Below are 16784 nucleotides of genomic sequence, written 5' to 3' on the forward strand. Positions count from 1 at the left end.
GCTGCGAGTCTTTTTTATTTATACCTAACGATGTTTATCATTATGACTCTTTGAATTCTTGGAATCTAAAATTCAAAGTTAACGACTGGTTGGCAGTTGTATATTCTCTGAATTTATAGATAAGAGGTTGCCATTTATCCACATTGATATGAGTTGGATCATGTAAAATCCCTTCTTCTACAAAAATAGCTACGATCTCACGTTCTACAATAGCAAAGTCTTGTCTAGTTGAAATTCGTTGAACCAATGTTTCTATTTGAAGCGGGCATTCTTTGATCCGAACAGTTGAAACTTCTTCACCTGCTAGTTTCGTGAACTTTCCCAATTGAAATTTGTCAGAGCAAAAGGAATAGCCAGCTTTTTGTTTATAATCGGGCATGATAGGATGGCCTGTTGTCTTTGAAATTTTCTCCCAAAGCGTTTTATCTGCAAAATTGAAGGTAGCGGGGGGTTAGCTATAGTATTTGGGTAGCTTTTGGATCCATAGGTTCAATGTTTCTTGGATTATTTTTTTAGTTAAAGAAAAAATGAACTGGCTACAATTTATTTCTATTTATATCCAATAAGATATACTTTAAACAAAACAATTTTCTAGATAGTTTACAAAGGGGAATTTTGCGTTACTTAGTGTTATATAGTATACTTTTATTAAGGGAGTGATGATAATGCTTGTTACAAAATCTAGATTACAAGGAAGTTCTGTAGTGGTAACTTTACCTTCTGATAACGGAAAGAAACCTTCAGAAAACCAAGAATATATCGTTGTGTATTCTGATGATGGAACAATTACGTTAGTTCCAAAAATTGAAGATCCATTTAGTGGTGGGGAAGAGGCCGAGTATTATGAGAAAGACGAATGGGAAGATTTAACTCCTGAAGGGAGAGAAATTTTATAGTGTCAGAAGAAAGAATTTATATTCCTAAAAAAGGTGATATTGTATGGATTGATTTTGATCCCTCCGTAGGAAAAGAAATTCAAAAAAGACGACCAGGACTAGTCGTCTCTCGTTATGAATTTAACCGTAAAACAATGTTTTCGGTCATATGTCCAATTACTTCCACTATAAAGAATTTACCGACACGTTACTCATTACCTGAAGAGCTAGATATAAAAGGACAAGTAATTATTACACAATTAAAATCTCTTGATTTTAAGGAACGAAAACTCAAAAAAATAGAAAACTTACCATTGCAAGACATGGCTAAAATTGATCAGATTATACAGTATATGTTTTAAGCATTGTAAGTAAACTCTATAATATTTTTATATGCTAAACATAACGAAATTAAAAAAAGGCCAAGTAAATGTCGTTCATTCTACTAGTGTGGTCGATGGCATTAATTTCCGTATCTTAAACTAAAGAATATATAGCATTTTAAACGAATGATTGAGGTGATTTCCTCAAGTCATTCGTTTTTTTGTGTCACAAAACTTGTTTTTTCACGACATATCTTAACGTATACGAAAAGTCGCGACAATACTTTAACAGAAAGAAGAAAAAGAACAACTGACAGTTTTAGTCCTAAAAAATCTAAACTCTTTAGATATGAGTAATGTCATTTTAAACTATATCGATGCTCAAAAACGTAAAATTTGGGATCAAGATCTGTCTAGGAAAGAATTTCTATAGTTTAACTGAATAACACAAAAAGGCATATCATGCGACAAGAAAAACAATGAAAAGAGAAATTTGCCATCACTGGAACATCCATACAGAAATTAGCATAGATTCTGAAAAATCTACCGCTAGTTTTTATTTAGTTGTTCTAACGACACCAATACTTGTAATGATCGAAAATGTGCAATTGGGTCAGATAGTGAACCAAAGTAGAATCTCAAAGCGACAATTATGAATGTAAAAGTACCTTTTATGATTAGTTTATTCTCTAATTGATTACATCCCGTATAATTAATAAAATTACTTTACCGATTACACGATCTTATGTCAGTAGAGCTTTTAGGTACACTATCAATACAGTTCATTCCAGTATAATGTAAGGTTTTTTTTATTTTGAGTCACTTTTTGTCAATATTATTATTTACAATACCTTCTATAATAAAAGTTATTTAAGGAAGTGTCTATGAATGAGTAAAAATTCTAAAGGATTCCTAACCATCTTATTAGCTTTTATAGGGTATATGTTGGTTGGGCTGCTAAAATCATACAGTAATGAGTTGCTGAATTTTTCAACATTTATTAATGATACATTAGTTCCAAGTTTGTTTTTCATTGTATTTTTTGCTGTTGGTTATTTTATAATAAAGATATGATGACTAATTTAGCTCAACTATTCCAGCGTCAGCTGAAGATATTGCAATTCCCGATTCCTTAATCATTTATCTGGATGAGACAGAAAGTGAAGTTGCAACAGATGTGCATGTAGTTGAGGATAAAAATGATAGTTTAAAAATTAATAGTTCAGATACTTTACTAAGAGTAAGTCCTATCTTTTCAGCTGTTATTTAGATGCAAGTAGCAACTAAGTTAGGTAGTACTCCTGCAATGGATAGGTATTTGTGTGTTCGATATATAAGTGGTCGAAGTATCAAGGTTATGTATACTGGATGGGAGATAGAAGAGTTAAAAATTGGAGGTCACCGCCACAAATGGAATTTAGATTTAGAGGTACCTTAGATTTGGTATAGTTATTAAACACAAGATGGCCTGGTTTGTAGGGAAAGTCGAAGAGTATTTTTCCACTTCTGCGCCCCTTTAATTTTTCTAGTAATGCCGTGAATTTGTGATTAATTGGAAATATGAAGAAAGGAGAGTCTATGAAAACAACACTAGTTCTATTCTATAAAAAGCATCCTTATTTTACACTTCTGATAAATATATTGTTGGCTAGTGTTATCGGGATTTCTGTTGAATATCTAATAAATAAAGATTTCATAGGTTCTGGTTTTTATACGGCTTTATTTCTTGGACTTCTTGAAGCATTTTCCATTTATAAAAAATCAAAAAAATAAAATAGATTGCCGTAAGAGATCTTTTTCATTTCATTTTTTTCTGAAAACCCGTTGTTTCTGTCAGTGAAGCAGCGGGTTTTTAGATTTATTGTCTTTAGACCTAATTGAGCGCGCCGAGCGATTGAAATACAAAACCACTTGCTATGCGGGTGGAGCAATAAAGGGAAATAGTTTAGCCCGTACAAAGTAGATGTGTAAATACCACATTGTATTCACACCAAAGTATAGAAGAAAAATAATTTATAATCAATATCGAGCCAATATTCAGGAGATCATCAAGAGATTGTGCAAATCTAAAATATAAATTTGGGTATCGACACTTTTGGGTGGAAGGATACTATGTGACAAAAGTAGGACAAAATGAAGCGACCATCAAAAAGTACATTCAAGAACAAGAAAAACATGATAGTGCGTTAGATAAGCTGAGTGTACGAGAGTAAGACGATCCTTTTAAGGGCTAAGGAGTAGTACATAAACCTTTTAAGAGGTGGGCAAAACTGGCAAAGGCAATATGGCTTGAACATAAAATATGAAAGCCAGCGTCTTTAGGCGCTGGCCGGTGATTTGAGCTTATAGCTCTAGAGAAAACCACCCTTTTGAAGGGTGGTTATGATTAATGACTTTAGTCAGTTTTGCTCACAAAGCGTGTGGAACAAAAAACGGGTGTTTCTACGGGTAGATATTTATTTCTTGAATGGAGGTGTCCCATACATTTTTGGTGTTACTGGTTCTAATTTTGGTGCAGCGCCTTCGATCTTAGGTTCTTTCAACCATTGATATTCGCCTTCGCCATCCAGTGCTTTGCCACTAGCCCAAGAACCTTCACTACTTTGGTCTCCCTCTGAGAAGTTATAGAAGTCATAAGCAATGTCTTTTCGTTCTTTGTCACGCGGGAAAGTACTTGGGACTAAGATTGAACCTTCTTTTTCTTCTAATTCTTTCACTGCACATTCCCATAGATTTTGATGATAGCTATCTCTTGCAAGGAGAACAGACAGCATATCTTTTACGCCACGATCATCGATCATTTCGTAAATACGTGCTACTTGAAGTCTTCCTTGTGATTCGGCATTTAAATTAGCTCTAAAGTCTGCTAACAAGTTGCCACTCGCAATGATATAGGCACCGCTCCATGGATTGCCCACGCTGTCAGCAGGACGAGGTCCTAAGCCAGCTACGATCGCGTGCTGTGGATTCATTCCAGAGATAATGGCACCGATTGTTGGATCTTTTTGCATCGCTGCTTCTTGATCTTCAACAGGCGCACCCTCTAATAAACGAGCAACCATTGTCGCCAACATTTCCACGTGGCCGATTTCTTCTGTTGCAATGTCCATCAGCATATCTTTATATTTTTCTTCTCCTCGGCAGCTCCAGCCTTGGAACAGGTACTGCATAGCTACACTCATCTCGCCATATTGGCCGCCGATCAGCTCCTGCAGATATTTCGCGATTAATGGATTCGGACGATCTGGTTTTGCTTCAAACTGCAATTCTTTCTGGTGTCTAAACATCAAAATTCCTCCTAATCTATTTTTAATACATTCTCATTCTGCTACGAAAGATTAAAAAATTCAAAGAAAACGCTTGCGAATTATATAAAGTATTGGTATCATTAATAATTTTTTTAGAATCATACCTTATAAATTGTTATTTTCAGAACAAAATGATATCGTTATATTAAAACCGACATCGGTTACATTAAAATTTGGAGGTAAAATATGAAAAAATTATTGTTTACAGGGTTGCTGGCAAGTTCAGCATTGTTTTTATTAGGAGGATGCGGATCAAGTAATGCAAGCGATGCCAGTTCAAGTGCAGCAAATTCTTCTGAAAAAACAAGTGATGGAAGAAAAAATATTGATTTCTGGTCCTTTTGGGGATCCGGTGCACGAAAAGAAGCTATCGAAGAAATCATTGAGGATTTCAATCAATCACAAAACGAGATCCATGTAAATTATAAGTATCAGCCATGGGGTGACATCTGGACTAAATCTTTATCTGCAATAACAGCTGGAAATGCACCCGATGTTATTGTACAGGACATAAATTCCGTTGCCCAAAGAGCAGAAGCACAGCAAGCAACTAATCTCTCCAAATATGTAGAAAAAGACACTTCTAAGGATTTTTATCCGCAGCTTTGGGATACAGTAGAATATGAAGGTGATCCTTATGCGATCCCATTCAATACATATACACAAGTCATTTTTTATAATAAAAAGTTATTTAAAGAAGCTGGAATCAGTGAACAAGATCTACCGACAACTTGGGATGAATTAGAAGAAACAGCACGTAAACTAGATAAAAAAGAAGGAAAAGAATTTACACGCATCGGTTTTTATCCATTATGGAATTTAGGGGCTGATGTATGGGCGCTAAACGCAGATAACGGGACTAGTTGGTTTGACAAAGATGAAAAAGTCAAGATTGATACTAAAAATAAAGTGGAAGCCTTGGAGTGGATCCAAGACTGGCAAGATTATTATGGGAAAAATACGATCAATAAATTAGAAGCCGAATTTGGGTCTGGTGTATCTGATCCATTTATTTCCGGATTAGTAGCCATGCGTGCCCAAAATATCAATTATTACTCTAGTTTGATGGAAAATGCACCGGATGATTTTGATTTTGGCGTGATGCAGCTCCCAGAAAAAGAAGAAGGTTCAGGCCATTGGTCGTGGGGTGGCGGATTCGTCTTGGAAGTACCATACGGAGCAAAAGATCCTGAGGCCTCTTATGAATTCATCAAATATCTTTCTTCTCCAGAAGTACAAGAAAAATTCGGCGAAAAAAGTTTTGATATCATGGCGAGCAAGACAGCCAATGAGAATTTAGTGAATAATGACAACCTAACGGATAAAGGAAAAATGATCTATCAAATGGCGGACGAAAACTTTAAAAATACGGTGATCACACCAGTTCCTTTAGATGCTCCGGATTACACGACATTAGTGAATGAACAGATTGACCAGATTCTTTTAGGAACAAAATCACCAAAAGAAGGATTGGCAGATGCACAAAAAGCAGTAGAAAACTTAGTCAAGCAAAATCAATAATCCATTTTTGACTGTCTAGGTACAGAGGAGGCAAGAAAATTTGAAGCGTTTATCTATCCGAAAGAAAAAAGAAGCAAGATGGGCCTATTTATTTATCTCGCCTTTTATTATCGGGTTCTTGGTATTTATGCTAGGGCCTATGCTTTTTTCAGTTATTGGTAGTTTCACCGATTATAATTTGACATCCAAGATGAATTTCATTGGTCTAGCAAATTTCAAAAGAATGTTCGTTCACGATGATTTATTTTGGAAATCGTTATACAACACCGTTTATTTCGTCATCTTCAATGTACCGCTGACGACGATTTTCAGTGTGTTTTTAGCCACAGTACTCAATCAAAAAATCAAAGGAATCAGTGTATTCCGTACAGCTTTCTATTTACCGGCAGTCTTATCAGGAGTAGCAGTCTACATCTTATGGATGCAGCTGCTTTCTCCATCTGCAGGATTGATCAACACATTTCTGGGCTGGTTCCATATCCCTGGACCAGCTTGGCTGTTTGATCCACAATGGACGAAACCTGCGTTGATTTTGATGAAAATATGGAGTTCTGGAGGAGCAATGCTACTTTACTTAGCTACATTACAAAATGTTCCTAGATCTTTATATGAATCAGCAGAAATCGATGGAGCAGGCGTTTGGGGAAAGTTCAAAAGTATTACTTTGCCATTAATCACTCCTATTATTTTTTACGATGTGATCACCTCTACGATCGGTTCTTTCCAAATTTTTCAAGAAGCTTATGTCATGACGAAAAATGGAACAGGCGGACCTGCAAATTCTTTGCTTTTTTATAATCTGCATATGTGGAACAAGGCGTTCGTAGCTTTTGATATGGGTTATGCGATGGCTATGTCAATGATCCTGTTTCTGATCGTGTTGGTTCTGACGTTTGTCAATTTGAAGCTTGCACCTAAGTGGGTCTATTATTCTGGAGGTGACGGCAAATGATGGATTATTTCAAAAAGACCAGTGTGAATCGGCAAACAAAAAAAATACTAAGTTATGTCCTCATGACAGTAATAGGAATCATTTTGATCATTCCATTGCTTTGGATGGTGTTTACTTCATTGAAACCAATGGAAGAAATCGTTCGTTATCCTCCGACCTTTTTCCCAGAAAAAATCGTATGGGAAAACTATCTGGATACGATTGCCGCCTTTCCTTTTTGGCGCTATGCAAGAAATACATTATTCATCACTGTGCTAGTAGTGATCGGTAATGTCCTTTCAAATTCTTTTATTGCTTATGGATTTGCGAAGCTTGATTTTCCTGGGAAAAAGCTGATGTTTGCTTTGGTTCTTTCTACGATGATGATCCCGGGGTTTGTAACGATGATCCCTCAATATGTATTATTCTCCAAGATCGGCTGGGTAGGTACTTATTTGCCCCTGATCGTTCCATCGTTCTTCGGCAATGCGTTCAATATATTTCTGATGCGTCAATTTTACTTATCGATCAATAATGAATTGATCGAAGCTGCTGAAATCGACGGAGCGAATCATTTGTATATTTGGAGTCATTTGATGCTTCCATTGACGAAACCTGCCTTGATTACCATTGCGATCAATTCCTTCAACGCAGCTTGGAATGATTTCTTAGGTCCTCTGTTATATATCCAAGATCAAGAAAAATACACGTTACAGATTGGCTTGCAAGTTTTTCAGAACCAAGCAACGACACAATGGAATTATCTGATGGCAGGAGCAACACTTGTCTTGATCCCGACGATTTTGCTGTTCTTTTTTGCACAACGTTATTTCATTGAAGGGATGGATTTGACAGGAGGTTCAAAAGGATGATGAATCGATCGATTGGTAAAAAAGCCAATGATTATTTCTTAGAAATCATTGAATGGATTCCACGTCTTATCCATTTACAGCTACTATGGTTCCTGTGCGTCTTGCCTGTTTTCACATTAGGAACTGCAAGTCGAACAGTTCTGTATATGATTTATCATTACAAAAAAAATGAAGAGAAAAAGCTCGGTTCACTATTCTGGAAAAAGTTTCGTGAGAACTTCTCTCTTTATGGAAAGCAAGATAGTTTAGCAAGTGTTTATTTTCTTCTTCTATTGATCGATTATCAGATTTTCCGCTATTGGGGTGGGGGAATTGGCTATACATTGATGTATACTACGTTGTTTTTGCTTCTATTAAGCGCGCTTCTCTTTAGTTACAAAATCTTGCTTCAACTGGAACAAAAAGAAGCTTCTTGGATTACTGCATTTTTCTTGTTTTTTAATGATTTCAAAAGCGCGCTTTTCTATTTGGCAGGCACGTTGATCCTTCTTGTCGCATTCTGGTTTGCAGGACCAATCTATTTTGCTTTATTAGGTTTCAGTTTCTTGTTTTATTTTCAAGTCCTGCTTTTTATCCATCGTACGCAAGAAAAGGTTCTTAAAAAGGAGGAATAACATGTTGCGTTTGATTGCTAAAATCGATGATAGTATTATCAACAAGTTCGCCAAGCAACGGAAAACGGATAGTCGAAAAATCAATTTTTTGAAATTTATCAGTAATATCTCTAATGGTGGTTTTATTTGGTTACTCCTTGCTGCTGTTTTAGTCTTGATACCTGATACTAGAGAATATGGTCTAGCCATTCTTATCGGCAGTTTGATCTATTTTTTTGTTGGTTTGCTTTTTATCAAAAAAACGACAAGACGGAAAAGACCTTATGAAAAAAATCGTCGGCTTGTCCTTTACACAAGTAAACCGAAGACTTCTTCTTTTCCTTCAGGACATACAGCGCTAGCCTTTTTATCAGTAGCTGCGTTGTTCGAATTAAGTCCAGTTGCAGGAATATTAGCCTTTTTATTTGCTTGTTTGATCGCTTATTCGAGGATTTTTTTACTTTTACATTATCCTACTGACATTTTAGGAGGAGCTATTTTAGGAAGTGTTATTGGCATCCTATGCGCTGCCGTTATCTGAATTAATTGTACGAATAAAGCATGAGTGCGTAAATGCGCATTTGTGCTTTATTTTTTTGTTTCGAGGAAAGCGTAGTTGTTTATTCATTTGTCTTAATAACTTAAGTTTTGTTAAATGAGAACGTTATAAAATTTTATAATTTAATTTTAATAATAAATGTTGTATAATTGGTGTTTTTTAACTAAAAAGGATATCATTTGATTTAAAATTAAAATTAAATTAAATTATAATTAGATGGGCATTGTTTTGTTGATTGTTGTGAAAGAAGACAAATATTTTTGAAAGGAGTATAAGGATGTGAAAGGGTTAAAATTGAAGCTTTTGCAGTTAGTAACTGTCAGTTTGCTATTTGGACCATATTTCCAGTCAGTCTATCATATGACGACCCTGGATGTAGCTGCTGAGTCAACAGAAACAAAGGAGGATGAGGTATTCTTAGATGAGGACTATGCAAAAATTGAAGGGAAGTATATTGAAAAAGAAGAAACCCTTGAATGGCATCTGGCTTTTGAAAAAAAGGAAAGTGCCAATGAAGGTAGAATACGTTTAGCAATCGATGCGGCAGCCGCCGGGATTGGTACCGTAAAAAACGTTCGTGGAACAGGTCTATCCTCCTATGATGAAGATGGAGAAGACCTAAAAGTCGAGACGATCGATGGTCAAGAATGGTATGTCGGAAAAGTTTATTCAAAAGAAGCAGAAACCGGCACATTGATTTTTGAAACAGAAAAGATCCCCGATGTGAACGAAGGGGAACTACCTCTTCAAGTGGTGGTTGATGAAAGAATAGATAACCAAGAATTACAAGAAAATGAAACTGATACAGAAGATTCCGCTGAAATTCAACGTAGCGAAGAAAATGAGATGGAAAAGCTGGACGAACCAATCGTACCCAGCGGTCAAGCACTCCAGCGCATTCAACGCCAGTTATTCAACGGTATTTTGGAGCGTCTTGGGCCAACAGCTACGCAAGACCCCTATGAATATATCTATCCTAGCGGAGAAGTTGAAAACGAACAGCATCGCTACCCGAAATTTACAACGAATGACTATACAAAAGTGTTAGGAAATTGGACACAAAGCAATGAACGCTATCAAGGAGACAAAGGCTCGCCATATGACGGAGAGAACTTGATCGATGATAGTGATTATACAAACGGGGGAGCGAACTGGCGAAATTACGACTATGCTACTAATAATGGATCAACTGCAGGCGAAGAAGATAGAAACGTTCCAGCTCAAACCGTTCAGCTTTGGGGAAATGAACGGAATTTTGAAAACAGTTACTTGGATTATAACGGGGCGTACATCAAAAAATGGGTAGAACCTGTTCTGCCAAGCAGCACAGCATCTGATCTACATCCTGAAGATGCAACAACCCTTTACAATGTCTATCTAGATGTCATCGGGGGCGAGAAAAAGGAAATCAGTCCAATCGATATCGTTTTTGTTCTAGATAAGTCAGCGAGTATGAGTGAATTAACCGCTGGGACCAATAGTCAAACTAAAAATGCTGCGTTGATTGAGGCAGTAAACGAAATGAGTAAAGATCTGCTCTCTGACCCGAGTCTGGATATTCGAATCGGTATGGTGAATTTTTACCATAATAGTACAGCTATCAATAACCATGAGCAAATCAGTTCGGACATCTTTCCATTGACAAATGATATCAATCGTTTGACGGGAAGTGAGAATACAGCATTAAATCGTACACCAATCGGAGGAACTCCGCTTACACTAGGGCTTAAAAATGGCTATGAAACATTGTATAAAGACAATGGCGGAGAAAATAGAAATCCAGAAAAAATCCTAATCGTTGTGGGAGATGGGACACCGACCTTCAGTTATGCACCGATTCAGTCAAGTTATCGTACGAGCACTAATGGAGCTTGGAGCAACTGGACTGTGATGGAAGATAAGATTGCTGAAGATAATGACGTTTTGTTCAGAAATTTTGAGGAGTTTTCTGGGAATACTTCTAATGCAGGGTTTACTCATCCAGTTACCTATGCATCTGACTTTAACCGTCCAGAAGATGAAGTAAATGTACACTATCGTTATGGAGAGGTAAAAGAAGGAGATAATAAAGCGACTCACTGGGTTGGTGATGGTTCTTCTAATAACAATACGAATGGCAGTCCTACTTCGCAAGAAAAGTCATCTGCGATCAACACAGTTGCTTATCATCATTGGCTGAAAAACAAGTATCAAGAGAACCCGCCAAGTATCTTCTCCATTGGTTTAGGAATCGATGGAAACGTTAGCGGGAGACAACGACTAGATGCTATTGGACGAAATGTATTGAAAAATATTGCTGATTTAGAAGAAGATGGCGTAACACCGCGATATTACAATGCGAACAACAAGAATGACATTGTTACAGCCTTGGAGGATATCTCTTCTACCTTCAAGAGAACGATCCAGCAAGCCACACTTTATGATGAAACTGGTTTTAATGTCTCACCATTTGGAGCTGGCAGATCGGCAGATATTCAGTTTTACCATCTAGATCCAGGAGAAAACGGCATGAAGTACCAAGAGCCAGAAATATGGGATGAAGAACGTCATGGACAAGCCCCACCAGAAGTAGTGGCGACTCCGACAACGTATGTCGGACGGGAAAACCAAGCTTATAAATTTTCTCCGATTTCTTTAGGTGAAGGGGAAATGGTCAGGATCAAGTACCAAGTAAAACTTGATGCGGGAGCTCAAGACGGAAATTTTTACACAGTGAACAATATGGCCTATATTCAGAACCTGGAGGATTATGAGAATGATATCACTACTGGACGGATGTATTTCCCATCTTCTTCCATTCGTTACGAACATAAAGGCCGTAATTTCCAAGTCAGCAAGAAGGGTCAAAATGGCGAGCCGTTGGCTGGAGTCGAATTTGCATTATATGACCAAAATCCAGAGAGTGGGGAAGCCGAACCAATCGAAACAAGTAAAACTACCACGGACGGAATAGCGATCTTTGAAACGAAGATGCCGATTTTAGGAGATGAAACTGGAGCAGTCAGCGACATATTTTGGATCAGAGAGATCGCTGGACCACCACGTTATCAGTTAGTATATGAGACGTATCAATTCCAAATCAAAAAATATGCAGCCAACGAAGATGAGATGTTAGGTCACTACGAGCTTGTAGATGAATATACATCTGGTTCGAGAGTCGGCGGACCGGAAGGTAAAGATCCGAATTCCTATTATGAAGGAGAATATCACAAGCTTTCTGTTGTACAAGAGCCTAACATAGAAGGCACAGAGTATGATGAGTTGTATGTCAAACTGGAAATGCGAAATGAATTCAAGCCAATCCACATGAATATCAATAAACTAATTGAAGGCAGTAATATGCCAATCAATGGCGCAGAGTTTGAACTTTATGAAACAGATGGTAACGGACTGGAAATCGGATATCCAGTAGCGAAAGGGCTTTCTGGTGTGAACGAAGTAGAGGAAGAGAAAGGGAGACTCACGTTCTATTCAGTAGATGAAGACGGGAAATATGTAATCGTGGATGGTGAGAAAGTTATTCATCCAATCGGAGAGCCAGATTCATTTGTTTATAAGGATAGTGAAGAAACTACCAACTATGCAGAATACAAAATCATTGAGAGCCAGAACCCAGAAGGTTTCAAAGAACCTGATGAAAATGACACATGGATCTTGCGACTTTACGATAATGCTATAGGGACTATCCAACTCAAGCAAACAGGTGAAGAAAATTGGCAATATCTCACGTATACAACAGATGAAGAGGATCGTTTATGGGTAGCATTCACTGCTTACAATACGTTTGATTATCGGGAGATCCGAGTTAGAAAATTAGACCATGAAGGCCATACATTAGATGGTGCAGGTTTCGATATCAGGAAAGTGGGGGATTCTTCCTTCCCGCTGTATCGAGCATACACTGGTAATCCGTTAGAACCAGAAGAATCGAAACGTTTGCCTGGGATCGGATACTTCTATTCTCGTGCCGTAGGAGTAGAAAAGTATGTCGATTTAAATTACGACCAACCTCTGCATCTGTCTATTGGTGAATATGAGGTCTCGGAATCTGTCGCACCAAATGGGTATCGGCTATCTGATCAAGTGTTCCAGTTTGCACTGAATGAAGAAGGTAAGTTTATCATTGAAGATACGGTCATCGAAGACGAAACTGCTCCCTTGCCGGAAGGCTATGAAATCATCGATGGTGTACTACAAGTAACCTTAGAAGATGAACTAGCGCCAATCGATTTGGAACTTTTGAAAATTGACAGTATGAATAGCCGACGTCTTGAAGGCGCAGAATTTTCAATTGAGAAACAAAATAGTGCAGGAGAGTATGAAATCATCGAGGGAGGCTTGGCACCAGATCCAAACGATTCTTCCCTATTCAATGCTTCAGACTTGTTGGAAGGGGTCTATCGGATCAAGGAAGTGAAGTCACCTGACAGCTATAGAAAACTTCCAGGTTACTTTATTTTAGAAATTAGTTATCGAGAAGAACCTGACATAGAAAATGATCGGGTAGTTCCAGGAAAAGAAGCGGGTACACTAAAAGTTGAGATTTCGTATTATCCAAACGAAGAAGCAGAGACGCCTGATCTACAGCAAGAGTTAGAATATGAACTTTTGGAGACAAATCGAATCAGATTACAGCTTAGTGTCGGGAACGATCCTGAAAATCCGTTGCCTGCTACAGGAGGATCCGGACGATTATTCTATATCCTGCTTGCTGCATTCTTCATGGCGCTTGCAGGAGCAGCCTATGGTTTGTTTGTCAGACAATCTAAAAAGGAGGGAGCAAGGTAATGAAAAAGCTGTTGTGTTTGATGCTTCAATTACTTGTTTTACTACCGCTTGCAGCAGTCCTTCTTCCACAGGCGATGTCGGCAGAAGAATCAGGGGAAGATGTCGTGGAATTCGTGTTGCATAAACGGATGATTCGAGATATCGATTATAACGATCAATTTGAATACCATGAAAATGATGGCTTGGCTATCTCTGAGGAAGCAGGGGAAACAGCAGATATCATTTCACAGACGGTGCCACTAAATGGAGCGACATTTGCCATTTACGACATGACCGATTATTATCATGAAAAAAAAGCTGCTGAAAACATGACTCCTAAAGAATTCGTCCAGCAAATCGCTGAAACGAACAGAAACAATATCCGTCAGCTAATCACAGAAGAAAGGCTTGTCCAAATAGGGACTTCGGTAACAACTGGGAAAGATACGGTTGGCGGATTAGGAGACGGGATTGCACGTATCAAAGCACCTAAGAAAAACCAAGATCGGGATGCAGTTTATTTGATTTTCGAAGAATCGATTGATCCAGAAGTTGGATTGGATGTTGATATCGATCAGACAGCTATCCCAATTGCTGCTATTTTGCCAATTTATCACCCGACAGAATCAAGCGAGGAACTGCAAGAGATTCATATCTATCCTAAAAATGTCGGTTATCTAAGAGATCCATACTTCTTCAAGTATGGACGTCAAAGAGGAACAACTGAAAAAGGAAAACCATTAGAAGGTGCTGTTTTTGCTCTATATCAGATGATAGAAGGGGGGAAATATTATTTAGATATGGCTCCTGCTAATGACTTGAAAAATCAATGGATCAAACCAGCAGACAATGATCCTTTGAATGACAAAAATGTAAGCAAATTCATTTCGGATAAAGAGGGCCTTGTTACGACAGGACAACGTTTCTTGCCTTCTGGCACCTATTATTTTGAAGAATTAAAAGGTGTGGAAGGTTACGAGATGGATGAAGCAAGTAAGAGAATCGAGGTCATCATCCCTGAATTTTGGGTGGATGCAAAAGGCCAACCACAATATGTAGTAGTTAACGGACAGGAGATGGATGAATTAGAATCCGGGAAAGTTCCAGTCTCTGCCTATGAATCCGCAACACCACGTGTTTATAACGAGACCGTAAAAGAAACAACGGACAAACCGAAAGAGCCGAGTGGTCCAAGCAATCCAGGTCAATCAGGAAAATGGTCCGTATTCCCGCAAACGAATGAAGCAAGAACGTTGATTTCTTTACTAGGAATTCTTTTATTGTTAGGTGCTGTTTTATTAATAAAAAAAGAACGGGGAGAAAAAAATGAATAAAAAAATGATTGTCACGGGAATGAGTGTACTGTTACTCGTTACTGCGGGAATAGGGATTTTCGGGAACGGAAAACTAGTCAAAGCCAAAGAAGTCGCACAAAAACCAAGTGAAGTGACGATTACATTACACAAAAAAGGTTTCTCATCTGTTCCGGAAGAACGACCGAATAGCGGATTGGTTTCTACGGATTTTGGTGAAGAAAATATTCCAGGAGTCGATTTTGATTTGTTTGACGTAACGGAAGTATATTACGATTTGATTCGAGATAATCCTTTAACACCGGAACGAGAAGACGGTCTTAATTCTGCCGAAGCGATTGAATGGATTCAAAAACGGCACACAGAAAGTTGGTTTTTAAAATATCGACTGACAAGTATTGACAAACAAACAACGAATGAAGCTGGAGAAGCGGTATTCTCTACCGTCCAAGTGACGGAAGAAGCACCTTCTTCTAGAGATAAAGTCTATCTTTTCTTAGAAACTTATTCGCCAGCTCATATTTCCAGAATCGCGTCTCCAATGGTTGTTATGATGCCAGTGATGATGCCTGATATGGTGGATGGCGTGTGGGATGGTTCTACATGGAAAGACACATACAATACAGATGTGCATTTGTATCCGAAAAACGAAATCAGAGAAGCAGATAAACAGATGAATGTAGAGGAAAGCGACCTTAGACAAGTAACGATTATTAATGAAGCTGGAGAACAAGAAACGATTTCTTATATTGATCTAGAAAGAGGAAAAACGGCTTCTTACACGATCACAGCACCTATTCCTTATTTCATCGATTCTGTCCTTGAAAACGGAAGCGCTGTTATCAAAAATTACAAAATCACAGATACGCCTACAGTTGGTCTAACTTATTATGATCAGGAAATAGAAGTGCGAGCCGGCGAGACGATTTTAACAAAAGGACAAGATTATATAGTAGAAGTAGTAAGCAACGGGTTTGTCGTGACGATTTTGACAGAAGAAAATGGAGTAGCCAAAGTAGATACTTTAGGTAGATTAGCAGATGCACGTGGAGGAGATTTAACGATCACGTATAATTTGAAGGTTTCCACAGAACTAGAAGCGGATGATTTCCATAACAACACAGCGGTTATTGAAATCGGACGAAATGATGAATTTGATTATGAAGAAGGAGTAGAGCCGCCAGAGAAAGTCACAACAGGTGGAAGAAAGTTTGAAAAATATGATGCATCAAGCAGTGAATTGCTTAAAGATGCAAGATTCGAATTGTGGAATGAAGACCGTTCTGAATACGCAATATTTTATAAAGGGGAGTCGCCTTTAGCTGTTTATGAATCAGGAGCAGATAGAATTGAGTGGGCAACAAGCGGACAAGCAACAGAATTTGTCGCAGATGGAAATGGATACTTTGAGGTTCAAGGGTTAGATTATGGAACCTATCAAATGAAAGAGACCATGGCGCCAGAAGGTTATGTACTTCCAACAGGTGAGGCAGCCTTTACTGAATTTATCATCTCTTATGGAAGCTATAATGAAGAAATTCAGATCGTAGGAGTAGAAAATCCAGGGCCAGAAAGAGTACCGAATATGAAACGCGGGTCACTTCCTGCTACTGGTGGGAACGGGCTCTTGGCATTCTTACTAATCGGAATAAGTTTGATGATTGGAGCGTACAGCTGGTACCGTAAATCTAAAATGAAGTCTGAAGTATAAGCAACAAAAAT

The 16784-nt window shown here is 38.0% G+C and carries 14 protein-coding genes and 1 pseudogene; 13 read left to right on the forward strand and 2 right to left on the reverse strand.

From position 1 onward, the window contains the following. Positions 1-40 precede the first annotated feature (40 nt). Positions 41-379, reverse strand: coding sequence for a hypothetical protein (locus PYW34_RS02265; RefSeq protein WP_002286804.1), 339 nt, complete (start codon positions 377-379; stop codon positions 41-43). A gap of 286 nt (positions 380-665) precedes the next feature. On the opposite strand from PYW34_RS02265, the gene mazE reads away from it, so the two are divergent. From mazE to PYW34_RS02290, 5 genes and pseudogenes are all read left to right on the forward strand, one after another. Next, positions 666-896: a type II toxin-antitoxin system PemI/MazE family antitoxin gene (gene mazE, locus PYW34_RS02270; RefSeq protein ID WP_002323011.1), complete on the forward strand. Its 231-nt coding sequence runs from the start codon at positions 666-668 to the stop codon at positions 894-896. Further along, the gene (locus PYW34_RS02275; protein WP_002286801.1) at positions 896-1237 is read left to right on the forward strand and encodes a type II toxin-antitoxin system PemK/MazF family toxin; all 342 of its coding nucleotides are present in this window, start codon (positions 896-898) and stop codon (positions 1235-1237) included. The genes mazE and PYW34_RS02275 overlap by 1 nt, the downstream gene beginning before the upstream one ends. Before the next feature lie 849 nt (positions 1238-2086). Continuing rightward, positions 2087-2272: a hypothetical protein gene (locus PYW34_RS02280; RefSeq protein ID WP_002304207.1), complete on the forward strand. Its 186-nt coding sequence runs from the start codon at positions 2087-2089 to the stop codon at positions 2270-2272. A 504-nt stretch (positions 2273-2776) separates the two neighbouring features. Beyond that, a complete protein-coding gene (locus tag PYW34_RS02285) occupies positions 2777-2971 on the forward strand; it encodes a hypothetical protein (protein ID WP_002295146.1) in 195 nt (64 codons plus the stop codon). A 190-nt stretch (positions 2972-3161) separates the two neighbouring features. Beyond that, positions 3162-3411 (forward strand): annotated as a pseudogene (locus tag PYW34_RS02290) (transposase). Positions 3412-3654: 243 nt separating this feature from the next. On the opposite strand, the gene PYW34_RS02295 reads toward PYW34_RS02290, so the two are convergent. After that, positions 3655-4485: a manganese catalase family protein gene (locus tag PYW34_RS02295; protein WP_002286789.1), complete on the reverse strand. Its 831-nt coding sequence runs from the start codon at positions 4483-4485 to the stop codon at positions 3655-3657. Between the two features lie 207 nt (positions 4486-4692). On the opposite strand from PYW34_RS02295, the gene PYW34_RS02300 reads away from it, so the two are divergent. From PYW34_RS02300 to PYW34_RS02335, 8 genes are all read left to right on the forward strand, one after another. Continuing rightward, the gene (locus PYW34_RS02300; protein ID WP_002333419.1) at positions 4693-6027 is read left to right on the forward strand and encodes an ABC transporter substrate-binding protein; all 1335 of its coding nucleotides are present in this window, start codon (positions 4693-4695) and stop codon (positions 6025-6027) included. A gap of 40 nt (positions 6028-6067) precedes the next feature. Then, complete coding sequence (locus PYW34_RS02305) at positions 6068-6979, forward strand: carbohydrate ABC transporter permease (RefSeq protein WP_002286787.1); 912 nt, start codon at positions 6068-6070, stop codon at positions 6977-6979. Next, positions 6976-7830 (forward strand): carbohydrate ABC transporter permease, encoded by an 855-nt coding sequence (locus PYW34_RS02310; RefSeq protein WP_002286786.1) that lies wholly within the window; start codon positions 6976-6978, stop codon positions 7828-7830. The genes PYW34_RS02305 and PYW34_RS02310 overlap by 4 nt, the downstream gene beginning before the upstream one ends. Next, on the forward strand, positions 7827-8444 hold the full coding sequence (locus PYW34_RS02315) for a YesL family protein (protein WP_002286784.1): 618 nt from the start codon (positions 7827-7829) through the stop codon (positions 8442-8444). Before PYW34_RS02310 ends, PYW34_RS02315 begins: the two co-directional genes overlap by 4 nt. 1 nt (position 8445) lies before the next feature. Then, the gene (locus PYW34_RS02320) at positions 8446-8964 is read left to right on the forward strand and encodes a phosphatase PAP2 family protein (RefSeq protein WP_002286782.1); all 519 of its coding nucleotides are present in this window, start codon (positions 8446-8448) and stop codon (positions 8962-8964) included. Positions 8965-9261: 297 nt separating this feature from the next. Further along, the gene (locus PYW34_RS02325) at positions 9262-13770 is read left to right on the forward strand and encodes a VWA domain-containing protein (RefSeq protein ID WP_002334445.1); all 4509 of its coding nucleotides are present in this window, start codon (positions 9262-9264) and stop codon (positions 13768-13770) included. After that, the gene (locus PYW34_RS02330) at positions 13770-15083 is read left to right on the forward strand and encodes a pilin N-terminal domain-containing protein (RefSeq protein WP_002333416.1); all 1314 of its coding nucleotides are present in this window, start codon (positions 13770-13772) and stop codon (positions 15081-15083) included. Before PYW34_RS02325 ends, PYW34_RS02330 begins: the two co-directional genes overlap by 1 nt. Continuing rightward, entirely contained in the window at positions 15076-16773 is a 1698-nt protein-coding gene (locus PYW34_RS02335; RefSeq protein WP_002334446.1) for a SpaH/EbpB family LPXTG-anchored major pilin, read from the forward strand. The genes PYW34_RS02330 and PYW34_RS02335 overlap by 8 nt, the downstream gene beginning before the upstream one ends. Positions 16774-16784 lie beyond the last annotated feature (11 nt).

Source organism: Enterococcus faecium (assembly GCF_029023785.1).
GTDB lineage: Bacteria > Bacillota > Bacilli > Lactobacillales > Enterococcaceae > Enterococcus_B > Enterococcus_B faecium.